This is a genomic window from Undibacterium sp. GW821-FHT11H02 (assembly GCF_058808015.1).
In genome coordinates, this window is sequence record NZ_JBXARG010000007.1 from 208,836 (window position 1) to 232,912 (window position 24,077).

At 47.4% G+C, this 24,077-nt stretch carries 20 protein-coding genes; 2 read left to right on the forward strand and 18 right to left on the reverse strand.

Annotation, left to right across the window (positions count from 1 at the left end; all coding sequences use genetic code 11):
- Positions 1-813: 813 nt before the first annotated feature.
- From lhpI to AC1RR2_RS09775, 3 genes are read right to left on the reverse strand one after another with little or no spacing between them, the layout of a single operon-like run.
- Positions 814-1,755 carry a bifunctional Delta(1)-pyrroline-2-carboxylate/Delta(1)-piperideine-2-carboxylate reductase gene (lhpI, locus tag AC1RR2_RS09765; RefSeq protein ID WP_493222063.1) on the reverse strand — a complete coding sequence of 314 codons (942 nt, stop codon included), beginning with the start codon at positions 1,753-1,755 and terminating at the stop codon, positions 814-816.
- Positions 1,756-1,773: 18 nt separating this feature from the next.
- The gene (locus tag AC1RR2_RS09770) at positions 1,774-2,880 is read right to left on the reverse strand and encodes a M24 family metallopeptidase (RefSeq protein ID WP_493222064.1); all 1,107 of its coding nucleotides are present in this window, start codon (positions 2,878-2,880) and stop codon (positions 1,774-1,776) included.
- Between the two features lie 5 nt (positions 2,881-2,885).
- Positions 2,886-3,929 (reverse strand): proline racemase family protein, encoded by a 1,044-nt coding sequence (locus AC1RR2_RS09775; RefSeq protein ID WP_493222065.1) that lies wholly within the window; start codon positions 3,927-3,929, stop codon positions 2,886-2,888.
- Positions 3,930-4,210: 281 nt separating this feature from the next.
- On the opposite strand from AC1RR2_RS09775, the gene AC1RR2_RS09780 reads away from it, so the two are divergent.
- Entirely contained in the window at positions 4,211-5,152 is a 942-nt protein-coding gene (locus AC1RR2_RS09780; RefSeq protein WP_493222066.1) for a collagenase, read from the forward strand.
- 104 nt (positions 5,153-5,256) lie between these two features.
- Here the strand turns inward: AC1RR2_RS09780 and AC1RR2_RS09785 are convergent, their stop codons facing one another.
- The 8 genes from AC1RR2_RS09785 to AC1RR2_RS09820 form a co-directional block, all read right to left on the reverse strand.
- Entirely contained in the window at positions 5,257-5,610 is a 354-nt protein-coding gene (locus tag AC1RR2_RS09785; protein WP_493222067.1) for a YggL 50S ribosome-binding family protein, read from the reverse strand.
- A gap of 190 nt (positions 5,611-5,800) precedes the next feature.
- Positions 5,801-7,045: an NAD(P)/FAD-dependent oxidoreductase gene (locus AC1RR2_RS09790; RefSeq protein WP_493222091.1), complete on the reverse strand. Its 1,245-nt coding sequence runs from the start codon at positions 7,043-7,045 to the stop codon at positions 5,801-5,803.
- Positions 7,046-7,120: 75 nt separating this feature from the next.
- On the reverse strand, positions 7,121-8,083 hold the full coding sequence (pip, locus tag AC1RR2_RS09795; RefSeq protein WP_493222068.1) for a prolyl aminopeptidase: 963 nt from the start codon (positions 8,081-8,083) through the stop codon (positions 7,121-7,123).
- A 14-nt stretch (positions 8,084-8,097) separates the two neighbouring features.
- Positions 8,098-8,484, reverse strand: a complete 387-nt coding sequence (gene crcB / locus AC1RR2_RS09800; protein WP_493222069.1) for a fluoride efflux transporter CrcB — start codon at positions 8,482-8,484, stop codon at positions 8,098-8,100.
- A gap of 1 nt (position 8,485) precedes the next feature.
- A complete protein-coding gene (locus tag AC1RR2_RS09805; RefSeq protein WP_493222070.1) occupies positions 8,486-8,953 on the reverse strand; it encodes a molybdenum cofactor biosynthesis protein MoaE in 468 nt (155 codons plus the stop codon).
- An 8-nt stretch (positions 8,954-8,961) separates the two neighbouring features.
- On the reverse strand, positions 8,962-9,219 hold the full coding sequence (locus AC1RR2_RS09810) for a MoaD/ThiS family protein (RefSeq protein WP_493222071.1): 258 nt from the start codon (positions 9,217-9,219) through the stop codon (positions 8,962-8,964).
- Between the two features lie 13 nt (positions 9,220-9,232).
- A complete protein-coding gene (locus AC1RR2_RS09815; RefSeq protein ID WP_493222072.1) occupies positions 9,233-10,477 on the reverse strand; it encodes a molybdopterin molybdotransferase MoeA in 1,245 nt (414 codons plus the stop codon).
- 26 nt (positions 10,478-10,503) lie between these two features.
- Positions 10,504-11,412, reverse strand: a complete 909-nt coding sequence (locus AC1RR2_RS09820; protein ID WP_493222073.1) for a PhzF family phenazine biosynthesis protein — start codon at positions 11,410-11,412, stop codon at positions 10,504-10,506.
- A gap of 151 nt (positions 11,413-11,563) precedes the next feature.
- Between AC1RR2_RS09820 and AC1RR2_RS09825 the strand changes: the two genes are divergently transcribed.
- Positions 11,564-11,767, forward strand: coding sequence for a hypothetical protein (locus AC1RR2_RS09825; RefSeq protein ID WP_314862833.1), 204 nt, complete (start codon positions 11,564-11,566; stop codon positions 11,765-11,767).
- 341 nt (positions 11,768-12,108) lie between these two features.
- Here AC1RR2_RS09825 and AC1RR2_RS09830 read toward each other — a convergent pair whose 3' ends face one another.
- The 7 genes from AC1RR2_RS09830 to AC1RR2_RS09860 all read right to left on the reverse strand — a co-directional run bounded on the left by AC1RR2_RS09830 (position 12,109) and on the right by AC1RR2_RS09860 (position 24,042).
- Positions 12,109-13,491, reverse strand: a complete 1,383-nt coding sequence (locus tag AC1RR2_RS09830) for a NarK family nitrate/nitrite MFS transporter (RefSeq protein WP_493222074.1) — start codon at positions 13,489-13,491, stop codon at positions 12,109-12,111.
- A gap of 672 nt (positions 13,492-14,163) precedes the next feature.
- A complete protein-coding gene (locus AC1RR2_RS09835; RefSeq protein ID WP_493222075.1) occupies positions 14,164-14,931 on the reverse strand; it encodes a Crp/Fnr family transcriptional regulator in 768 nt (255 codons plus the stop codon).
- Positions 14,932-15,347: 416 nt separating this feature from the next.
- Positions 15,348-15,995, reverse strand: a complete 648-nt coding sequence (locus AC1RR2_RS09840) for a response regulator (RefSeq protein ID WP_493222076.1) — start codon at positions 15,993-15,995, stop codon at positions 15,348-15,350.
- A 28-nt stretch (positions 15,996-16,023) separates the two neighbouring features.
- Complete coding sequence (locus AC1RR2_RS09845; RefSeq protein WP_493222077.1) at positions 16,024-17,964, reverse strand: type IV pili methyl-accepting chemotaxis transducer N-terminal domain-containing protein; 1,941 nt, start codon at positions 17,962-17,964, stop codon at positions 16,024-16,026.
- 32 nt (positions 17,965-17,996) lie between these two features.
- A complete protein-coding gene (locus AC1RR2_RS09850; protein ID WP_493222078.1) occupies positions 17,997-18,725 on the reverse strand; it encodes a carbonic anhydrase in 729 nt (242 codons plus the stop codon).
- Between the two features lie 20 nt (positions 18,726-18,745).
- Positions 18,746-19,762: a GTP 3',8-cyclase MoaA gene (gene moaA / locus AC1RR2_RS09855; RefSeq protein ID WP_493222079.1), complete on the reverse strand. Its 1,017-nt coding sequence runs from the start codon at positions 19,760-19,762 to the stop codon at positions 18,746-18,748.
- 191 nt (positions 19,763-19,953) lie between these two features.
- A complete protein-coding gene (locus AC1RR2_RS09860) occupies positions 19,954-24,042 on the reverse strand; it encodes a two-component regulator propeller domain-containing protein (RefSeq protein ID WP_493222080.1) in 4,089 nt (1,362 codons plus the stop codon).
- Positions 24,043-24,077 lie beyond the last annotated feature (35 nt).

A 24,077-nucleotide genomic window follows, 5' to 3' on the forward strand; every position in this document is an offset into this window, starting at 1 on the left:
CGGGTGTGGCCCGACAGCCAATCACCTTTTTTGCTTCGCCAAAAAAGGTAATCCAAAAAAGACGACCGTAGACTCGCCCCTACGGGGTGCTTACGCTACGCTCCAGCATAATTTGTGCATCACAAAAAATGGGAAAGTGTTGAAACTCGCCTTCGGCTCAGACAGCAACACTTTCTTATCCATTTTCTGTGACGCACAAATTACATCGTCTCAAACGGGGGTAGGTCAAAGTCAAAAACAACGACCTACAACTGCTATTAGAAAAATACATGTTTGTCGAGACTGATTGTGTTGGTGTTGCTTTTTGACTTTGCTTTTGACTTTGCTTTTGACTTTGCTTTTGAATTTATGCCGTTCCACTTCTGACACTGCCAATTGTGCAGGACAGAAAATGGATAAAGAAAGCTTCGTTGTCTGAGGTTAAGCAGGGGTTTCGATGTGCATGCACATCGCCTGCGTACGGTCTTCGCGTGCTAGCGAAGATGCGCCCTGCAAGGGAAGCGAGTTTCGAAGCTTTCCCATTTTTTGTCCTGCACAATTGGGAAGCCGAAGGCCAGTGGCAGCGTGGTCACCTTTTTTGGGTTACCTTTTTTGGCGAAGCAAAAAAGGTAAAGACTGTCGGGCCACCCCCGACCTACAGACTCAAAAATCGCGACAATACTTCACCAAGAGACGAGAAAAAAGCCAACCCAAAACACAAATCACGCGTGGGCACAAAACCCGTGCCCACCCTACGCCTATCCCCGGCCAACAAACTCAAAAATCACCACAAAAGGTCACCATACGACGAAAATAAAAACCACTCAAACAAACTCAGCCCACTCTATCCAACACCAACTTAGCACAAATCAAATCACTCAAAGCCGTCCCTACCGATTTAAACAAAGTAATCTCATCAACCCCAGTTCTCGAAGAAACGCCGCGGCGGCACAACTCTGCCAGATCCGCTTTCACATCCGATGCCGCAAATGCAGCCTCGCTGATGGGAATCAACAACTCCCCTGCTTCCTTCAATACATTATCCCTGTAATCCACATAGACTGCGGATTTTTGAATTAACTCTGTGTCACATTCACGTCGATCAGGGCTGTGATTTCCCAATAAATCGACATGGCAACCAACCGCGACATCCTTACCAAATAGTAAGGGTTGAGCCGCACCGGTTGCGCTGACGATGATGTCAACTTTTCCTGCAAAGGCAGCGATGTCATTTGCCTCAATAAATTCCACATGAGGGAATAACTGTTGTGCTTGTTTTAGTAAGACGTTTACTTTGTCCTCGCTTCGCCCCCATACCGCAACCTGAGCAATTGCATGCTCGGCTAAGTGTGCGCTAATCAATGGAAGCGCTAAATTGCCCGTACCCAGTAAAAGCATGCGCATGGATTCGGGTCGTGCCAAATAACGGCTGGCGAGCGCAGAGACTGCGGCTGTGCGCCAATAAGTCACCGCGGTGCCATCCAACATCGCCAGCGGCAGGCCATTACTGCGCTTGAATAACAATATTTTGGAAAACAAAGTCGGCAATTGTTGCGCACCATTCTCAGGAAAATAGGTGAAGGCCTTCACACCAATTAAGTCTTCATTCCATGCAGGAAGTACCGCAAACCCATCATGATTGTCCGGCGCGGTCGATAAGGAAAATACCTGGCGCTGCGGCATACCAAACTCTTGCTTAAATCCTGCATCTAAAGCATTGATCAAAGTCGGAAAGTCCAATACCTGATTGACTTCCTGTGCGCTGACTGTTTTCATAATAAGTTCACGATGCATTTATAATGCGAGTTCAAATTCTTTAGGTGCATGGGTCAGTAATTGATAGCCATCATCAGTAATCAATACATCGTCTTCTATGCGTATGCCGCCATAGCCGGGAATATAAATACCCGGCTCTATCGTCACCACATAATCGCGCCCCAGATATTCACGACAGACGGGACTAATAAATGGTTGTTCATGCAGTTTGATTCCTACACCATGCCCCAGGCCAGGACCGGCAAACTCCGCAAATGCGGAAGCCTGCAATACCGCACTGGATGCTGCGTTCACATCGACTGCTGCTACACCCGCCCTTAACGTCGCAAACGCAGCTTGTTGAGCCGCAAACACCGCATCGAACATCGCACGCTGTTGAGGCGTTGCTGGACCAGCCACAAAACTGCGCGTCATGTCAGATCGATAGCCATTCACTACCGCGCCAAAATCCAATACGACAAGATCACCGGCTTGTAACTTTCTGTCTGAGGGTATGCAATGTGGCAAAGCTGATCGTGCACCAAAACCTAATATAGTTGTAAACGACACGCCAGCCGATCCACGTTGTTGCATTTGATAATCAAGTTCCAGTGCCAGTTCTGCTTCACTCACTCCAAGCCGCATTTGCGGCAAGACAGCCGCGAGAGCTTGATCCGCGATGTTGGCTGCCGCCTGTATTTGCGCTATCTCCCACGCATCCTTGGTTTTCCTTTGTTGTTCCAATATGGCTGGCGAGGGCGTCAATACATAGGACAATAATTCTTGCGCTATGCTTTGCCACATACTGACTGTCACGTGCTCAGCTTCGAACCAAACATGACGTAGCCTATTTTTTTGCAACAACTCAGCCAGCGCAGCACCTAAACTCTGCCGGTCTCTGTCGCGGCAAATCACGCTAGTCGCGATTTGTTCATTAACGCACTCCTGCTGCGCTTGCTCTAAAAAACGATAGTCCGTCACCAGATAAAGCGCATCGGCAGTCACTACACCATAAGCAGCCTCGCCTGTATAGTTGAATAAGTATCGTAAATTATCTAAGGAAAAAATCAACGCTGCTTCTTGACTTGCATGCCTCATGCTGGCGCGAAAATCATGCAGACGTTGTTGGAATTGAGCTTGTACCATTGGTGTCACCTGAAAAGAAATCCCTGCTTTAAAGGATCTTGCGGATCAATATAAAAAGTGTGTTGCCCCGTCACGTGAGCAGTACCATAGACACGCGGTATGACTGCTGCGATACCGCCATAGTTTAGCGTCTGCAGCACACTGACTTGAAATTGCGATCCCAAAATACTTTCTATCGTAATACGCTCGCCTACGGCCAATAAGCCACGTGCAGACAAAATGGCGGCCTGCCCTGAGACGCCACTACCGGTGGGACTGCGATCTAATTCCCCATCAGCGAAAATACAGACATTGCGACTATGCACACCTGCTTGCGCAGACTGTGCCGAAAAAATGGTGCCGTATAAAAAACTCAAATCGGCTTCAAATGGATGCGCTATTTGTGGATTCGCCATCACTGCCTGCTTAATACGGCGACCATAGTCAATAATTTGACGGTGATTGTCGGGCTCCAAAGATAAGCCAATTTGCGCTGCATCCACATAGGCGTAAAAAGCACCACCATACGCCAAAGTATAAGTCACCAGACCTATGCCCTCGACTTCTATGGTTTGATCAAGCGCAGTGACAAAAGAAGCTACATTGTCAAAATAAATGCCCTGAATCTCGCCTTCTCTCAGCTCGGCGTAAGCATTAATTTGGCCACAAGGCACGTCAATTTTAAGCGAAGTCAATGGTTCGACCTTGGGTACAACACCCGCTTCAATCGCCGTTCGGGTCAAAGCGATAATAGCGTGTCCACACATTGTGCTATAGCCCTCATTATGCAAAAACAAGGCACCAAAATCGCTATCGGGTCGTTCCGCTTTGGTGATTAAGGCACCGTACATATCAGCATGCCCACGCGGTTCAAACATCAATGCGGTGCGCAAGTGATCGTGCTGGCTCAGGCAATCACGGCGCATGGCCAACATACCGTCACCCATCAGAGCTGGGAATCCAGAAGTAATAATACGCAAAGGCTCACCGCCCGTATGGCAATCTAAACTAGTGATCGCTAGCCAGGATGCGGGTGCCCGCCAGGCAGAAAAGCGGTTAGCGTTAGTCATACTTTTTTAACCTCTGACATGAATAAAAACGGGAACTGAACCAATAAAATAAAAATATACCACAAATATACTATAAATATATCTATAATTATAGGGGTAGATGTGTGCTTTTTTACCTGCTCATCTCACTTTATTTAAGTTTAGGATTTACGCAAAACAGACGCTAGCGTCGTTGCAGTCACCTGATCGCACAAGTGTACTGTCTTCGGCGACGCGCCTAGCTAGTGCAATTTTGCGTAAATCATTAGTTAACAACGATTACTTTTTTTACGAGGAACACTGTGGGCGAACGCTTCCAATTATTTCGATTTTTCAGTCTCAATGCTGCCAAATCCTTACTCACTTATTCCCTGCTCATGATCAGTTTTAACGCGGCGAGTCAACTACCATCAGATGCCAAAGTCGATCAAGTACTGACTCGCGAACACACTTGTAGTGCTAGTTTAAGCCTACGTTCGCAAGCCATGACTAAAGAAGAGCAAAGCGCAGCCTGTGAACAACTGGGTGCACTGGAGCGGCAATTTCACACCTTGTTTGCGGGAAAAGGACAAACACTGACACCCGTAAAACATGATCACAATCAGTCTTTACGAGCGAATATTTATAAGGATCAGGCGAGCTTTGCGCAATACGCTGGACAGCACTTTAATATGCCTGTCGACAATGGCGGCATGTATCTGGAAGGCCTACCTGATCAAGCGCAAAATCATGCAGAATTTGTCGCTTATCAAAAAGAACAAGGCAAAGTACATAACTTAGGTCACGAATATATTCATTATCTAGATGGACGCTTTAATCTCTATGGCGACTTTTGTGCAAATCTGCATGACTCGCACGCAGCACCAGAAAATTGTCCCAAACCCGCACCCGCGGCACCCTATCTTGTTTGGTGGGGTGAAGGATTGGCAGAATATATTGCAAGAGGTAATCAGCATCCGCAAGCTGCACTGGTAGGCGCGCAGAAGACCTATCGCTTAAGTCAATTATTCGATACCGCCTACGAAAAAAATAATGGCACAATCCGCATTTACACTTGGGGCTATCTGGCAGTGCGTTTTATGTTAGAACGACATCGTGAACAGATACAACAGATGCTGATATTCACACGGACTGGCGATTATCCGCGCTACCAGTCACTGGTTCGCTCGTGGGGACAGACTATGGATACAGAATTCGACGACTGGCTGGACACGCTGGCGCGGTCAGCTGCATCGAATCCTTAAAATAAGTGATGGATAGGTGATTCCAAATGCCCCAAAAAAAAGAGAGCCGAAGCTCTCTTTTTTGAAATTCTACACAGAAACCGTTTGAGAAAGTCTCAAGCGTCTTATTCTGCGAATTCGGTATCCATAGGTGAATACCAAGCATCTTTCAAAGCACCAACTTGTACGTTTTTAAACTCAGGACGTGCCGTCATCCACGCTTTTAAGGCTGCGCGATCTTCGTCTGTTGCAGAGCCGGGGCCGAATTTGCAGACAAAACCCGTCGTCAACCAGCCACTCAAAGCCAGGTCACGTACTTCAATTAACTCTTCCAAAAAAGTATGAATTAACTGCGCTTCTTGATCGGAGCTCAGTTCTTGGGTCAATTCTGCTTGGTATTCAAAACCAAATTCTTGGAATTCGCCTACGTGCAATTTTTTACGTTGGCGGGCATTACGGGATTTATTCGATGGAGTCATTATTTTCTTTACTTAAATTGAGTAGACGGTATTACTATGATTTGTACAAATAACTAAAAGCAATGGGATGCTTCATTACGAACCAGAGCGCATTGTAGAGAGATTGCTGCGGATACACAAACGAAAAACCATGTTGGCGCTGTGTGGCTTTATCATTTACGCAATTAATAGGCTCGCCACTAAATGCTCACTACTGACGCCACCAGTCACGCAATTCAAAATACCAATAGCTAAATTGCGCGGCCATGAGTCCGGCGTAAGAATAAGTACCGGACAAGCCATATTGATCAAAACCCGCTGGGAGAGCCTTTTTATAGGCTATCGCTTGCGCCATCACTTCGCCCGCCAAAGTCGTTGGTGCCACGCCGTGTCCGCCAAAGCCTAGCGCGTACCAAATACCCTCGGGAGTTTGTCCCAGTTGCGGCATTTTGTGTCTGGCATAACTCATCAGTCCACTCCAGGCAAACTCCAGTTTGACATCAGCCAGTTGTGGATACACTTTCAGCATATCGGCATACAAGAGGCGCTTTACCTGCTCCGGCGAGCGCTCTACTATCGAAATCCTTCCGCCCCATAATAATCGCTGATCAGCGAGAGGACGATAATAATCAAATGCAAATCGAGTGTCATAGACAGCGGCAGAGGTTTGCATCGCCATTTTCAGCTTATCGCCCAAAGGCTCAGTCGCTGCAACATAAGTCGCAATCGGCAAGACGGCACGGGACAAACGTGGCACCAGTTTCTCTATATAGCCACCACAGGCAACCACCACATGCTGCGCCGTGACACTGCCGCGCTTCGTCACAACCCTATGCGCGGCACCTTGCGCTTCTATCGCGAGGACACGACTGGTTTCAAATATTTTTCCACCCGCTCGCTCTATGGCTAATGCACTGGCTTGCGCATACAACAGAGGATGAAAGTGAAAGGCATTCGCCTCATGTAAGGCACCGAAATAACGCTCAGTATGCAATTGCGCCCGGGTTTCCTCCCTGCTCAGCAGTCGCCAGTCCACCTCAAACTCGCGCAACATAAAGTCAAGAGTACGCCGCAAAATGCGCTCGTCATCGAACCAATTCGCGAGCAAAACCCCGCTGTCATTGCGCTGACAATCAATCTGGAAATCATATTGAAATTGCGTCGTACGGCGGCGTATCAATTTCACTGCATCCAGCGTCAATTGATACATAGCGCGTGCATGTTGGCGGCCGCATTGCTTTAGCAAATCACGGTTATCCAAACTAAAACCACCAAACACAAAACCGCCATTGCGACCAGAGGCACCGAATCCGACTTGCTCGGCCTCAAGTATCACCACATTTTTCACACCACGCTCTAACAATCCTAAGGCAGTGGCCAAACCAGCATAGCCAGCGCCGATCACGCAGACTTCCGCCTCCAGATGCTGTGCTAGCGCAGGCCGCTGTTCAAGCATTGCAGGAGTACGGTGCGACAAAGCCGCAATACTGGCCTGATAGTAAGTGGTTTCTACATCGTGCATAAGAAGCGCTTACAAGAACTTCCCGTGTGTTTTAAATTGTTCTGTCGCGCGCACCAGTTCGGTCGCAATACCCGGCTCCATTGCGGCGTGTCCAGCATCGACTATCATATGCATCTTGGCAGATGGCCAGGCTTGATGTAATCGATAGGCGGACACTGGAGGACAAATCACGTCATAACGCCCTTGAACTATCACTGCGGGCAGATGACGAATTTTATGGATATTTTTGATCAACTGATCTTCATCCATAAATGCGCCATTTAGCATGTAATGCGCTTCGAGGCGACCTATACCTAAGCTCACTTCATCAGACTCAAAATCCTCTATCGCTTGTGCCTGCGGTTCCAAAAATAAACAAGAACCTTCATAGCGACTCCAATGGCGCGCGGCTTCTTTATAGATCGCAGGCTCATCACAGAACAAGCGTTTCACATAAGCTTGCAATAAATTACCGCGTTCAGAATGCGGGATCGCTTCGGCGAAGCGTTGATGAACTTCAGGATAAAAATGATTGATGCCATTCACAAACCAATCGACTTCTGCCTTGGTACATAAAAAGATACCGCGCAAGACAAAACCCAAACAGCGATCCGGATATTCTTCACCGTAGGCCAAGGCCAAAGTAGAGCCCCAAGAACCGCCAAACACCAGCCATTGTTCTATGCCCAACATGGTGCGAATTTTTTCTATGTCTTCGATCAACAAAGCGGTTGTGTTATTTCTGTACTCGCCTAACGGTGTCGATTTACCTGCACCACGCTGATCAAATAGCACGATACGGTAATGCGCAGGATCAAAAAAACGTCTATGCGTTGGCGAAGTACCACCGCCCGGTCCACCATGCAAAAACAGCACAGGCTGACCGTCAGGATTGCCGCACTCTTCCCAATACAAGCTGTGCATTGCATCGACTTCTAACATGCCGTGACGGTAAGGTTCGATCGGAGGAAACATCAAAGTATTTTCTGACATATTTTTATTTTTACTTAGAGAGATTGAAGAAAACGCCAGCTAGCAAAACCAGCAAAACAACAGGCAATAGAACCAATTAAATGCAAAGCACTATGTGCAAACGCCCATATCCACTCACCTTTTTGCAATAAATCCATAGCCTCTGCGGAGAAGGTCGAAAAGGTGGTTAAGCCACCCAGAAAACCCGTGACAATCAACAACTTCCATTCTGGTGACAACTGCGGATTCGCCGAGAAAAAACCGACACAAATACCGATCACATAGCCGCCACCCAAATTGGCCAGCAAGGTGCCCAAGGGCAGACTGGACATGACAGGATTTAACCACAGACCGAGCAACCAGCGCACACAAGCACCGAATGCCGCGCCGACACCGACCGCAATCACAGCGAGACCGTTCATACTAATTCACTTCTCCGGCGTTCTGCCACTTACGCATGGCAGTCTCATCGGTCACACGCGCATCGACCCAGCGCTCGCCTTCGGGCGTGGTTTCTTTTTTCCAAAACGGAGCTTCGGTTTTTAGGTAATCCATCATAAACTCGCAAGCGGCGAAGGCTTCACCACGATGCGCGCTGGCTGCGGCCACCAAGACGATTTGATCTAAGGCGAGTAAAGCGCCAACTCTATGAATGATCAGACAGTCGATCAAATTCCAACGTTGTTTAGCTTGGGCTGCGATCATTGCTAAGGACTTTTCCGTCATGCCAGGATAATGTTCTAACTCCATCGCCCTCACTTGCAGCCCTTCATTTAAATCACGAACCAGTCCCACAAAACTCACCACTGCACCGATCGCGGGATTGTGCGCACGCATCTTTGCAATCTCCGTGCTCAAATCGAAATCTTCAGTCTGTACCGAAATCAACATACTCATTCCTAACCGCCCGTCACTGGCGGAAAAAAGGCAAGTTCGCCGCCATCTTGCAATGGCGTATCGCCATGTATCATCTGCTGATTATACGCCATGCGCAAAGCACGATCAGGTGCCAACACTTCGGCCCAGACACCACCCCGGGCGATCAATAAAGCGCGTACCTGACTGGCGTTTATGACCTCGTCGGACAGTTCTAATAGTTCTCCTGAACTCGCTAGTTTTTCACGCACACTGGCAAAAAAACGTAATTGAATTTTCATGTCTGATTTTTTTCTAATTAAGCACCGCACTAAAGGGAATAAATTTGACGAATTCTCCTCGACTGATCGTTGAACCTGCCGCTAAATCGATCAAGCCGTCACCCCACACCGTCGACGTCAATACGCCCGAACTTTGATTAGAAAACAAATCCAAACCGCCCTGAGTATTGATTTTGGCACGTAAAAATTCATTACGTCTATCCGCCTTAGTCATATCGAAATCGGCACGCATAGGAAAAGACTGCGGCGCCACATCTTGCACGCCTTGCAATCTGAGAATAAAAGGACGAACGAACAATAGGAAGGTCACGAAACTAGACACGGGATTCCCGGGTAGTCCAAGAAAAAATGCGGTATCGCTACCAACGTCGCGCCTCACTTCACCAAACGCCAAAGGCTTACCCGGCTTAACAGCGATCTGCCACATCGCAATCTTGCCCTCGGCTTCTACCGCTGGACGAATATGGTCTTCTTCTCCGACCGAGACACCACCCGAAGTAATAATCAAATCATGTTCACGTGCAGCCGCCCGCAAAGTGGCGCGAGTTGCCTCTAAACTATCCGGCACGATGCCATAATCGCTGATGGTACATCCCAGATTTTGCAACAGACCGGTTAGCAAAAAACGATTTGAATTATAGATAGCACCGGGCTTCAAATCCTCACCCGGCATAGTCAACTCATCCCCCGTAAAAAATACCGCCACACGCAGAGAACGCACCACGGGCAAACTGGCTAAACCAACGGAGGCAGCTAAACCCAACTCCTGAGCACGCAAACGCGTACCCGCACTCAAAATCTCAGCACCCGCCCGAATATCCTCACCTTGTCGACGTATCCACTCACCGCTTTTCGGTGCATGCGCGACCGTGACAAAAGTCTGATCGCCTACTTGCTCGACCGTGCATTGTTCTTGCATCACCACCGCATCCGCACCTTCTGGGATAAACGCTCCCGTAAAAATACGCGCGGCAGTACCTGCTTCCAGCTCGCGTCCTAGCACGCCTGCCGGTATTCTTTGCGAAACTCTTAAACGTGCATTACCACTTACGCAGTCAGCCGAACATACTGCATAACCATCCATTTGCGTGTTATCCATAGGCGGCACATGCAGACTTGAGCGCTGAGATTGCGCCAAAATCCGGCCATTCGCCGCCAGCGTGTTTATCTGTTCTACTTCATGGATAGGTCGCACCGCTTGCAATAAAGTTTGCAGTGCTTCTGCCACGCTCAACATCGTTTTTTTCTCTGTCGTCATTTTCTTTCTTCTGCTTGGATAAGGTTTCAGGTATTTTGGATTTTCCCTAAGTTTATCACCCCACGTCCCAATTCAAGCACGCGCCCGCCTACCTGTATCGCATATTCTGGACTGACATCTAAATATAGACGACTAGGCCTTTGTACTTGCTCACCCTGACTTATTTGTATACGCACCGGTAAGGATCTGTGCTGCGCAATCCACCAGCCGCCCAAATTCGCACAGGCCGATCCGGTACCGGGATCTTCGGCCACACCACCACCTTGTTTAGTAAAAAAATAACGCGAAGTGATCGCTAAGCGTTCATCTGTGTTGGAAACATGATTATCGCAAGCAAACACATAAGCCGTTTTTCTCCCTAAACTACTAGGCGGCCAATCCGCTAAGCGACTGCTATCAGGTTGAGCACGCTGCACCGCTTCGATTGTGCGCAGTGGCACCAATAATTGATCGGTGCCGGTATTCACCCACAAGGGTTCATCGAGTAAATCGCTCGCATGTAAACCCAACATCGCCGCAACTTCAGCCCCAGGCAAAGCACACTTCGCAGTCACAGGTAGTCCTTGCACAGGCGCTGTAAATGTCCAAACATCAGGAGCATCAGACTCGGTCGAAGCAGCTTGCACTGGTACGATACCCGCTTTGCACTCCAAGCTAATCGTATTCCCCGTCTTCAACAGTTGACGTACGACGTGCGCTGTCCCTAAAGTAGGATGCCCAGCAAACGGCATTTCATAACCCGTAGTAAAAATCCGCATACGGGCAGTTGCTCGCTCAGACGGCAAAATAAATACTGTTTCAGATAAATTAAATTGCAAGGCAATCGCTTGCATTTGCGCATCGCTTAAACCCCGTGCGTCTTCAAACACGCAAAGTGGGTTTCCCCCAAAAGTCGATTCGGCGAACACATTTACAAGTCGATAATGAAAATTCATAGCGTAGTACCATATTTAGTTTAATCAGAATGATGCGGCGATAGTACGGATCAAGTAACATGATAATACTTCGTAGCCGATATGGTGCTATGTAAGCGCAACAATTCAAGACAACGCAATTAAGACAACTAACCAAGCAAAAGGAAACATCATGGCAAAGAAAAATGAAGAACTCGATGAAGAAACCATGGCTGTGATCAATTGGTGTATAGAAGTCGAGGGTTTCCTGGTCAAAGGCGGCGCGACTCAAGCGCAAGCTCAGGAATTTATTGAAGAAGAAATTGAATTTTTGACCGATCAATTTTATGACGGTTTGACGCCTGAAGAAGCGGCTAAAGTTGCGCTCAGTGACTAAGATCAAATCTCAAACTTAAAAAAGCCCCTCTACTAGCGGTAATGTCGTACGGTGATGCAAACAAGGCAGTTAATTATGCTCAAAACCCCTCAACGCCGAGACGCAGAGTCGCTGAGGAGCGCAGAGAAAAGCGACGATCTTTTAGGTTTCTCTGCGTATCTCCGCGTCTCAGCGTCTCGGCGTTGAGGGGTTTTCATTCTTGTCCAGCGTCACAAAGTTAATTCGGATAGCTATCTCGCATTTCCTCACTGATATTTTCCCATATTCGACTTAACTGAACGGCATTAGCACTGCTCGCGGGGCTTTTTCACATCGGCTTAATCCTGCGTTGCTTCCCTTTCTTAACAAGGCATCTCAGCATTTTTACGAGAATAAAACCACCAGGTAATAATCATACAGCTGACATAAAACCCGATGAAGGTATACAAAGCCATATCAGGTGCGCCCGTGATCTTGATCGAGGTACCAAAGCTTTGTGGAATAAAAAAACCGCCGTACGCACCAATCGCACCAGAAAATCCCAAGACGGCAGCGGACTCTTTCGCCGCATCCAAACGCGCTTGCTTAATCGCAGCCTCGCCTTTACCAGCACTTGCACGTTCTCTCTCAGTTTGAAAAATGATAGGGATCATGCAGAAAGTTGACCCATTGCCCAAACCCGTCAAAATAAACATACCAATGAAGGAGAACAAAAACACGTTAAATTGATGCGCATGTAAACCAGGCAAAATTCCGAACGCAATCACGGCAGACATCGCACCAAATACCCAGAAGGTCAAACGTGCACCACCTAACTTATCCGACAAGATACCCCCAACAGGACGTGCTAAAGCGCCAGCCAAAGGACCAAGAAAAGCAAACTTAGCTACATCCACTTCAGGAAACTGTGCTTTGATTAACATCGCAAAGGCAGCGGAAAAACCAATGAAAGAACCAAATGTACCGATGTATAACCAGCACATCAGCCAATTGTGTTTGCGTTTAAAAATAATCGCCTGATCAGAAAATGAGGCCTTAGCAGACGCAATATCATTCATGCCAAACCAGGCCGCAATCGTCGCCGCCACAATAAATGGAACCCAAATAAAACCCGCATTGGATAACCAGAACATTTTATCTGTATTAGTTTTAACGTTGTGATACAAGAAACCATCACCAGAAATGGCAGCACCAAACACGGCAGAAGAAATCACTAAGGGCGCGACAAACTGCACTACAGACACACCAAGATTGCCGATTCCAGCATTCATCCCAGTGGCATAGCCTTTTCTTGATTTAGGAAAAAAGAAACTGATGTTCGCCATGCTGGAACTAAAATTACCGCCACCCAGTCCACACAACAAAGCTAAGATCAACAAAGTGGAATAACTGGTGGTCGGATCTTGCAACGCAAAGCCCATACCGATAGCAGGAATCAACAGACTGGCTGTAGAAAAAGCAGTAAAGCGGCGACCGCCAAACACAGGGACCAGGAAGGAATAAAAGATACGCAGAGTAGCGCCTGATAAGGCCGGCAAGGCGGTCAGAAAAAATAACTGATCTTTGGTGAATTTGAAACCGGCCTTATCCAAATTCGCCGCCACCACACTCCATAACATCCAAACCGAGAACGCCAACATCAAACAAGGTATAGAAATCCACAAATTGCGATTCGCAATGCCATTCCCCTCCTTGCTCCAAAACGCACTGTCTTCCGGTTCCCATCGACTTAATACGTGACTCATTTTCATCTCCCTAAAAAATTGATACCTGCATCGCTAAACGCATGCCATTGAACCGAGATTTCCATTAGGATTTGAGATGTCGAGGGATGCACTTTTCGAGACAGTTTTGGTGCGAATGAGGCGCCAATAGCGAGCTATTGGCAACGAAGAGCAACAAAAATGACCGAAAATTCGCCCTCGGCGCTCAAATAGCGCCTTCAGCGCGCCTAATGGAAATCTCGGTTGTATCCTAGATACCATTCAGCATGACTGACAGAATACGGAGTCGCTGTCTATTTGAAAATTCTTCATCTGGGTGGAAATATGACTGCAGAAGTAGGTGTGACCTAGCCGAAAGAACTAGGGCAGCTCAATAAGGACTTGCGAACAGAACAAATATTAAGAATAGATATGGTAAGGCAACCCCATAGGTGCCAACCAAAATTCTAAAACCACTAACCATAGGTACGCAGTATGCTGCGACCAGAGATACAGAGGTAGCACGGAGAAAAACAAAATGAAGGAAATCGTAACATTTTTATTTCCTCGAGCCTTTCTCTGCGTCTCTGTGCCTCTGTGTTGAGAGGTTTTAGCTCTAGGGCGGGTGCAACCCGCGCCGCCAAGCCATTGAACAGCTGAGCAGCGCGGGTTGCACCCGCACTACGAGATTCAACTTAACTTTGCCTACCGAGATTAACTGAGTGGAACTGAGTTATGTGTTGTACTCTTTTTGTGCGATGCGCTATGCGCAGTCAATTTGCCGCTATGGTGCTCAGACTCACTATGAATTTGCGGATAGGCTTTGAGTGCAGGCAAAGAACTAATTGTAATTCGCGATGCGCTGACACTGATCAGCCCCAACTCGCTCAAATGATGCAACATACGCGAGAAGGTTTCTGGCGTTAAGTTGAGCAGCGAAGCTACCACATTCTTCTTTAACTCCAGCCGAATCTCGTTACTCTCTTGCGATAAAGCGGTCTGTACTAAATAGTCAACCACACGTTGCATCGCATTATGCGAGGATTGACGTTCTACGCTACGGATAAAACCTAAGAGGCGATACGATAAACCCGTCATCATCTGACGCGCAATTGCAGGCGATTGATCTAATAATTTCAATAGAGCGTTCTTAGGCAAACGGAGTAGTAAAGAAGCTTCCAAGGCTTCTGCATAAAACGGATATGGTTCTTCCAAAAACATCATCGCCTCGCCAAAGCATTGCCCCGGGCGTATCAATTCAACGATCTTGTCACTGCCGTTCGAAGCGGGAATTGCCAACTTGATCAAGCCATACACCAGAATAAAACACCCATCCGCCATATCGCCCTTCTGGAATAAACTTAAGCCTTTTTCCAACTCTAGCTTAACCACTTCTTTTTTTAGGCTATCTAATTCAAACGGCGAAATATGGCGAAATAAAGCTTGATTAAGCAATAAGCCATCCAGATTAATCTTACTCATCACGTCTCCCCATCCTAATTAATTAGGTTTGAAGTGTAAGTGGCGTTTCGTGATGGTGCTATACGCCATTAGGCGTAGATCGCTGCTGCAAAAGACTGAGAAACTAGACTAGATGCGGTTTTAAAGAAAGTTGAAACATTTGTCTTTTGTTAGAAAGGCAAAGTAACAGCAAGTCTCGTCTTTCCTGCGAAGGCAGGCATCCGTTGTTCAACAAAAGACGCTGGACTCCTACCAACGCAGGAGTGACGCTTAATGGATTTTGCGCTTAGTTCGACTTGTATCGATATCTATGACTTCAAGGGGGAAGGAGCTAACAGCATCAATTCCAAACATCAAGACTCAAGCTAAGGCCTACGGGACTAAGCAAAACTGAACTGCATTGAAGAGCAGCGGCTATCTTTTTCGAGACCATAGCACTAAGCCTTATCCATCCCATGCTCCACCGCATACACCGCAATTTGCACCCGACTAGTCAGATTCAATTTCTTCAAAATATTCTGCACGTGAATCTTGACCGTACTTTCCGCTACGTCGAGATTGCGGGCGATTTCTTTATTGCTTTCACCGCGTGCCAGACACACCATGGTTTCGCGTTCACGTGGGGTGAGTTTTTCGCGTTCGGGTGTGGTACTGACATTATGGCCAGCGCGAAATTGCATGACTAATTTTGCGGTCATGGACTCGGCAATCACCGGCTCACCTGCCGCGGCGCGTTTGATCGCTTGGGTTAGATAGTCGGCTTCTATGTTCTTTAATAAATAACCGCGTGCGCCGTTCTTTAAGGCCGTAGTCAGATCTTCAGCTTCTTCCGACACGGTCAGCATCAGCACTGCGGTTTCAGGTAAATCTTCGACGATCAATTGCATCGCTTCCAATCCCGATAAGCCGGCCATATTGAGATCCATGAGCACCACATCGGGTTTTAATTGTTTAGCGCGTTTCACGCCCTCTAAACCATCAGCCGCTTCGCCTACGATTTCAAACTCGGGATTACGTTGCAATAGCAGACGAATCCCACTGCGAAACAGGCTATGGTCATCGACTAGCAAAATACGAATACTCATGTCTCTACTTTCTATTTTTAGACTAGCTTTAAGCTACTAAGCGTTCCTGTCGTCGCAAATGCAGGGCTATCGTAGTGCCATGACTGAGGCTACTCTCAATTGAAAACTGCGCAGATAGACGTTCAGCCCGCTCTTTCATAATTCTGAGTCCTACATGGCCCTCGCCTTTGTCGGCGACGGTCTCCATATCAAACCCCAGGCCATCATCATGCACACTCATGGAAAAATCACGCACATTATCTATCCTGACTTGCACTTCGCTGGCCTGCGCATGTTTGCGCACATTCGATAAGGCTTCCTGCAAAATAAATAGTACCTGCAATTGCTGCTCCGGTGCTAATGGCGCACCGTTACCGGCAAACTGAATCTCGCTATGCACACCCGTCTGACGCTGAAATTTGGCCACCACATTACGCATTTCTGATTCCAGATTACTGTCTTGCAAACGAGTACGAAAATTCAGTAAGAGTTCTCGTACATCTTCATAACTTTCTTGTACCCCGGCACGCAACAAAGGCGCGATTTCACGAATTTCTTCGACCTGGTCTCGTTTTAAAGAATCTTCCAGCATTTGTACTTGCAGGTTTAAAAAATTCAAGCCTTGCGCAATACTGTCGTGCAGACCCTGGGCCAATAAATTGCGCTCCTGCGACACGGCAAACTCTTTTTCTTTTGCGATCAATCGTTGATTTTCTATCGCTGACCCCAGGTTCTTCCCGAGAATTTCTAATAAACGCCGTTCTTCACTGGTGACCACACGTTCTTTTGAAAAATGCAGGGAAAAACTCCCTATCACCAATTCACGAGTCACGATCTGAAATACCGCCAAGGAGACATAGCCCTCTTCCTGACAACGATAGCGTTTTTGCTGATCTAATAAACGGAAATCGCGCACTAAAATAATCCCTTGCTGAGCGGCAGCGCCACACAGGCAATCATCTTTCTTAATGCAATGCTCTTCCTCTATCATTTTTTCAGAGATGCCTTCATGCACGGTAATATGCATATTGTCATTCACGGCATCAAGAATACGTACCGTGCCGCCATCGGCCTGCATACGTTGCATGATTCTATGTAAGAAGCCACGGCAGAGTTCCTCTATCGCATGCGGCCCCGCCAAGAATCCGGCGATTTCATACAATGTGCTCATCTCATGATTTTGCGCCTGCAATTTAGCAGTCTTTTCAGATACCCGCACTTCTAATGTGCGATGTACCGTTTGTACGTGATCTGCCATCTGATTAAATGCCTGCGCCAACACACCAAATTCGTCTTCGGTCTCTACCGGTAAGCGCACACTCAAATCATCCTTACTCATGCGCGCAATCCCCGCCTGCATGCGCGTGACGGGACCTACTATCCACAAATAAAGCAGGTAAAGCAAGGCAACACTGGCGGCCAGGGACATGAAAATTAAGGCGGTCTGACATAATCGCAACCAGGTGGTTTTTTCCGCCAGTTCGACTTCGACTAAGATCACTAGTTGATTAATATTTTGAACAAAAGTAGGCAACTCCTGTTCGTACTGACTCAGGGCTAGGCGACGGGCTGTGGGATCAGTTTCACGCAATACACTTTTTGCGTTCGGCTGTATATTGCGTGACCACTCATCCTGCACTTTTTTCATTTGTTCACGGATAGGCAGTGTTTGTGGCAAAAACAAAGGACGTTTTGGATCGCCCGCCTGCAACTCTGCCAGCGTGCGATTGAAATCGAGTAATTCTTGTTCCACAATCCCGTTCGGCGGCGCCTGCTCCAAAATCATCGCCATACGATAAGAACGCATTCTCAGACTGCCTGCTTCATTGATCGCAGCGCCCCCCCCTTCTAATTGCCAGGATAGCAGCAAGGTGTAGCCAATCGCTACCAAAGTCAAAGCAAGCCCTATCACCGTCGTAATCAGGATACGGAAGGTCAGGCGTTTCCCCATCGGTAAAGTAATCGGTGCTTGCAAATTAGGTGTCGTCATTTCAGTGGTGCTTTTTGAGATAGACCGATCGCTCATGGACTTGTCGCCAGCTCTTGGGATTCATACTGCATCGAAGTGTCGGGCGCTTCATCCTGAGGATGGGCATGTGCAACACCTAAAGGACAGACCATAGGCAAAAACGTATCGGTACGATCCGAGTAGGCTAAAAGCGCACCCTTGGTCATATCGAAATACCAGCCATGCAAAGCGATCTGACCGCGTGCCTCGCGTTCTGCCACCCAGGGGAAACTACGTAGATTATTCAAAGATAAAATAATTGCGCCCAGTTCACAGGCATGATTCTGCACCTCGCTAGAACAATTCGCGAGTTGATGTAAGACCTGTTGCTTCACAGGTTCCACAATACGCATCCAACGTCCTATAAAGTCTATCTTTCTGCTCGGCTGATAGCCTTGCATCAAAGCGCGTATGCCACCACATTTTTCATGTCCCATGACTATGATACGCTTCACGTTCAAGGCCTCTACTGCGAATTGTATCGCCGCACTAACGCCCTGTTGATTGCCTGACTCATTGCAAGGCGGCACCAGATTGGCCACATTGCGAATCACAAAAATATCACCGGGATCACAGTCTAGCAATAAGGCTGGATCAACTCTGGAATCACAACAACCTATCAGTAAAGTGCTGGGATTTTGTCCGTTGTTAAGCTTATTGTAGAGCGGTTTTTCGCCCGAAAAATACTTGCTTTGAAATCGTTGAAACCCCTCTATAAATTGGTGAATATTGCGCACTTCCATGTCATTCTCCACATCGTTTTTTATCCGCCGGTCTGTGACATAAACCGTATGATTTTATGTTTTTGCGTCGTAAATTCATGACGCTCCGGCTTAAGCTCTATCGCTTGCCGTATCGCTTGTTCTAATGCTTCGTCGCTAACACCTGCTCTTAACAGCGGGCGTAATTCAAATTTTTCATCTTGTCCCAGACACATATACAGCGTGCCATCGACCGCCAAGCGTACCCGATTGCAGGTGGCACAAAAGTGCTGGCTCAAGGGTGATATAAATCCTATCGTCGCCTGTCCGTCACGGCTACGCCAATATCTGGCAGGCCCACCGCCCAACTCTTCGGCAGCGGGGATTAAATCAAATTGTCTGACCAATTCATCACGGATAGGACCGATGTCACGATATTGACTATTTTGTCCCGTGCTCCCCATAGGCATCGCTTCGATCAGGCGCAAAATAAATCCCTCGTTAAAGCAAAACTCCGCCATACGCTGTACTTCGTGATCGTTCACCCCAGCCATCACTACCATATTCAATTTGATAGGCTTAAATCCAGCCTGTTTTCCTGCTTGCAAACCCGCCATGATGCTGGAAAAACTATCGCGTCCGGTGATGGTTTGCATGCAAGCCTTGTCCAAGCTATCCAAACTCACATTGATGCGACTAACACCCGCACGATATAAGTCTTGTGCATGTTTGTGCAATTGTGTCGCATTCGTCGATAGAGAAATATCTTGAATCGCAGGTAAAGCAGCCAAGCGTTCTACCAATTGTGGCAAATGCCGCCGCAGCAAAGGTTCACCGCCAGTCAAACGTACCCGCCCTACGCCAAGACGCGCGAAAGCAGCCACCACTCGCTCTATCTCCGCAAAACTCAACCAATTTTCAGGCTCTTCAAAACCCGTAAATCCGGCTGGCATGCAATAGCTACAACGCAAATCACATTTATCCGTGACTGACACCCGCAAATAACTGAGCTGACGACGGAAACGGTCTATCAATCTGGTAGCTGGCTCAGCAAACTGTGATGGAATTGAGTTTTTCATGAAGCCATTGTGTATGCTTTCCTGCACCGACACAATTCTCCCCCAAGCTAAAGACGACTAGTTCTTTTGGGGGATAAAACTTGTTCCAGATCAAATTTGAGCCTGCAGTGCGCCACAAATAAATATCGAATCGGCAACACGTAAGCTTCTCAAACGCTTGCTTTCGATTGGTAGACAAGAACCAGGCGATTTCAACTGGCCTGTTCTAGGGGCGCCACCTTAGGCAAGATCATGGTAAATCGCGCACCATTTGAAATTTCACTGTCAACTTTAATACTACCGCCCAGCACTGAAGTCACCATGTTGTAGCAAATATGCAGGCCCAGGCCGCTGCCGCCTTTGCCCAGTCGTGTAGTAAAGAAGGGTTCAAAAATACGGTCAATATTTTCTTTCGCGATACCTTGTCCGTTATCTTCCACAGTCAAAATCACATTGTCAGGGCCATAAGCGCGACCGCTGATACGAATCAAGCCATGGGCTTTTTCGTGCAAGCCATGCACCATCGCGTTGATAATTAAATTGCTTAAAACTTGACCCAAAGATCCCGGATAACTGTCGAGCTCCAACCCAGCTTCCACTTCTAAATGTAATTCATGACCATCACGCTTAATCCGGTTCGACAAAGTCAACACCACTTCTTCGCAGAAATTCAGTAAATCAAAAGTACGTCTTTGATCTGAAGTCTGATCGACGGCAATCTGTTTAAAACTACTCACCAGATTTGCCGCATTACTTAAGTTGCGCATCATTAAATCGGAAGAGGTCGCGGTGTTATCACAAAATTTTTCCAGATCAGAACGACGCAATTGATTTGAGCGTACTTGTTGCAAAAATTGACGATTCATATCAAGCATGGTGCTCGCCATCAACAAGCTATTGCCTATGGGCGTGTTCAATTCATGGGCGACGCCAGCCACTAGGGAGCCTAAGGCCGCTAGTTTTTCTTGTTCCACTAATTTTGATTGCGTTAATTGCAGACGTCGGTAGGCTTCTGCATTGTCATACGCCACCGCCGTATAGGCAGCTAAGGTACGCAAAATATTCAGATCATCTAAACCAAAGGCTTTTGGCTTCAGGCTTAAAGCACCAATCACCCCCATTACACGTCCGGATAAAATCATAGGTACATAAATGCCCGAGCGCGAATTTTCGGTATCGGTTCCGTTCTCTAATTGGGTGTTAACGTAGCCGACTTTCTCTGCCGTGATTGCATCGAGTTTACGACTATCGTGTCCAATCTCATCGATAATAAACTCTTGCCCACTCAATACGCATTGAGTCGCAGGCTGCTCGGTCGCGTCTAAACTCCGCGAGTACGGCAGGATTTTCTGATCGCCTTGTAAGGTGTAATCAAAATTGATCTGGCGTTTTTCCCAATCGACAAAACCCACACCTATGGTTGAGGCAGAAATCAGTGTGCGTATGTTTGCGTACAAGGTATCTAGTATTTCATTGACCTCTAATGACGCTGTGATCTGCAATCCGATTTCACTCAGTCTGCCTATATCGTGGCGCGCACGTTCGGCAATCTCGCGCTGTATCTCCGCTAATTTTTTTTGCTCCAACACTTCTTGTGTTTGTCGTTTCACTTGCTGTTCGAGATAGAGCTGGCTGGCACGTATGCTCTGTACGCGACGTTGGTAAAACAAGCGCAGCATACCGATCAAAGCCAAGGCCCACAGGCTATACCACCACCTGGTTTTCCAATATGGCGGCGACACGATGACCTCTAACAGCAAGGTGCTTTCGCTCCATACACCATCTGAATTGGCAGCTCGTCCCAACAAACGATACGTCCCGGCGTCAAGATTGGTATAGGTCGCGATGCCACGATCAAACTGTCCAAAAATCCAATCTTTATCGTAACCCTCTAGTTTCCAGGCATAGCGATTTTGCGAACGATTATAAAAATGTAAGGCGGCCAGCTCAAAGCTGATCATAGTCTGTTCGTGATTCAAATGTATCTGCCGTGCCGCGCTCAAGGTACCTGTAATACCCACGCTTTTTAAATCATAATTTTCCTGGCCATGCTGGGCGTTGCGCTGCTTGATGCTATCGATTGCCTCTAATGCCTCCTTATTATTCCAATTCATTAAGGATTTATTGAACAATAAAATATCACTGACTATCACTCTGGGCGGTATGGAATTATCCCAAATACTATCGGGATGAAACTGAACCAAACCCACGCCACCAAACATCAAACTACCGTCGGCAGAACGCGCCGCCGCGCCAAAATTAAACGCCCCTTCAAAACGTCCAAATGATGGGAAACTGCGACCTTGCTTTTGCTCTGGCTTGACGCGCATCAAGCCACGCTCACTACTTAGCCAGATTTCACCATTCTCGGCATCTTGCATTGATTCGATAACATCATCAGGTAAATTGGGGGTACGTGCCCAGGACACCAGATTCCAGTCACTGGCTGAGCGGGCACCGGCATGAGCTCTTTGCTTGGGTTGAACTTCTATCAAGCCCTGAAAGGTGGCCGCCCAAATTCTTCCACTCACATCTTGCCGCAAGGCAGTCACACCTAGTTTCTCGGGTGTCGAAATGTCGGCAGTCGATTTGCCAACCATATCGAAACTCTCGTCTTTGTCATTCCATAGGAATAGTCCGCTTTTAGTACCTACCCACAAGCGCTTTTCAGTGTCGAATAAGAGGCTATCAATGGCATCATCATTCAACTTCCCTGCTTTTTTTGATTCCGCACGAAATGCGCTAATTTTCAAATCATGGCTAATACGATACAGACCGACACTGGTTCCCGCCCAGATATTTGCTTTGTCGTCTTTCGCCAATGCCGTCACGCGTGCACCGACAGGGAAATTCACATCCAAGGTCACTGGCTTACTGCTTTGTGTTTTGGGATCAAAAATTTCCAGACTTTCACCGCCTATCCATAACTGCTTCTTATCATCTAATAGCAAGGTACGAATATATTCGACGCCCACCTGTTTCGTAGTGAATCTCTGGGTATCACCACTAGGCAGATGCAAGCGATTCAAGCCTCCACCTAGCGTTCCAAGCCATGCATAATCGTTTTGATCGGGAATTACTGCGGTGACCAAACGATTCGACAGGCTGCGTTCATCCCCAGGCACATTAAGATAAATACTAAAGCCCCGGCCATTCAAATCGACTAAATTGACACCGTAATCAGTTGTACCTATCCACAGCGCGCCTGTTGCGTCTAGCGTTAGGGAAGTCAGTGAATTACCGCTCAAACTACTTTCTACGGCGGGAATATTGATAAATCTTTCCAACTTTTTTTGTTGTGGACGCCAGCGAAACAAGCCCTGGTCTTCCGCCATGGCTAACCACATGGACTTTTCCTGATCTTGCACAATCGCCGTTACAGCGGCTTTTGGCAAACCTAATTCTGGCGGCATGTTGACCGCTTGCGCGGCATTATTTTCCAAACGCCAAACACTTAAACCGCCAGTCAAACCCACCCATAGTTGTCCGGCGGGATCAAATGCCAAACTACGTACCAATCGGTCGACTGGCTGCATTTGTGACTCTGTTTTTTCATCGACTGCTTTAAATTGCTGGAGCAAACGCCCGGTCTGACTGATATGCGCCACCCTATGTCCTTGACCTATCCAAACCCCACCCGCACCATCAGGGAGAAGTGCGCGAACCTCGCCACCAAAAAAAGCCTTATTCGCGGCATCGGCCTGCCAGTTGCTATAGACCCCGCTCTGCATATCGAATAATCGCAAGCCACCTGCGGTCGCTACCCACAAACGTCCGGCACCTGCTTGCGCAATACCATAGACCAATCTTTCTTTGAAGCTCACTTCCGTCGCAATAGGAAAGCGTTTAATTTCGTCAGTTTTTAGATCCAATCTATCCAAACCTAAACGTGTTCCTATCCACAAATTCTGTTGCGCATCTTCAAACATACTAAAAATGCGGTTTTGACTCAAACTATTCGGATTGTCCAGATTGTTAGAAAAGACCTGCATATGGCGGCCGTCGTAACGTACCAGACCATTCGCAGTTCCTATCCAGATATAACCATTACGAGTTTGATAAATACTCACAATACCGGTACTAGGCAAACCCTGATTGACGCTAAGGTGATCAAACCGTAAGCGATGAAGTGCACCGGCGGAGGCATTCAAAGAGGCGAAGCAAATTGACAAAAGCAATAAGGCGGTGAGCAAAGAGACCGACAGTCTCAATTGCGACCATAGTGATAGCAACAATTGTCGATAAACAACAATTGTCAGATAAGTTGGATAGGAAGTTTGTTCAGTAAGAGAACGCAACACCAGCACTCCTTGCGAAACATTAAGCCCAAAAAACA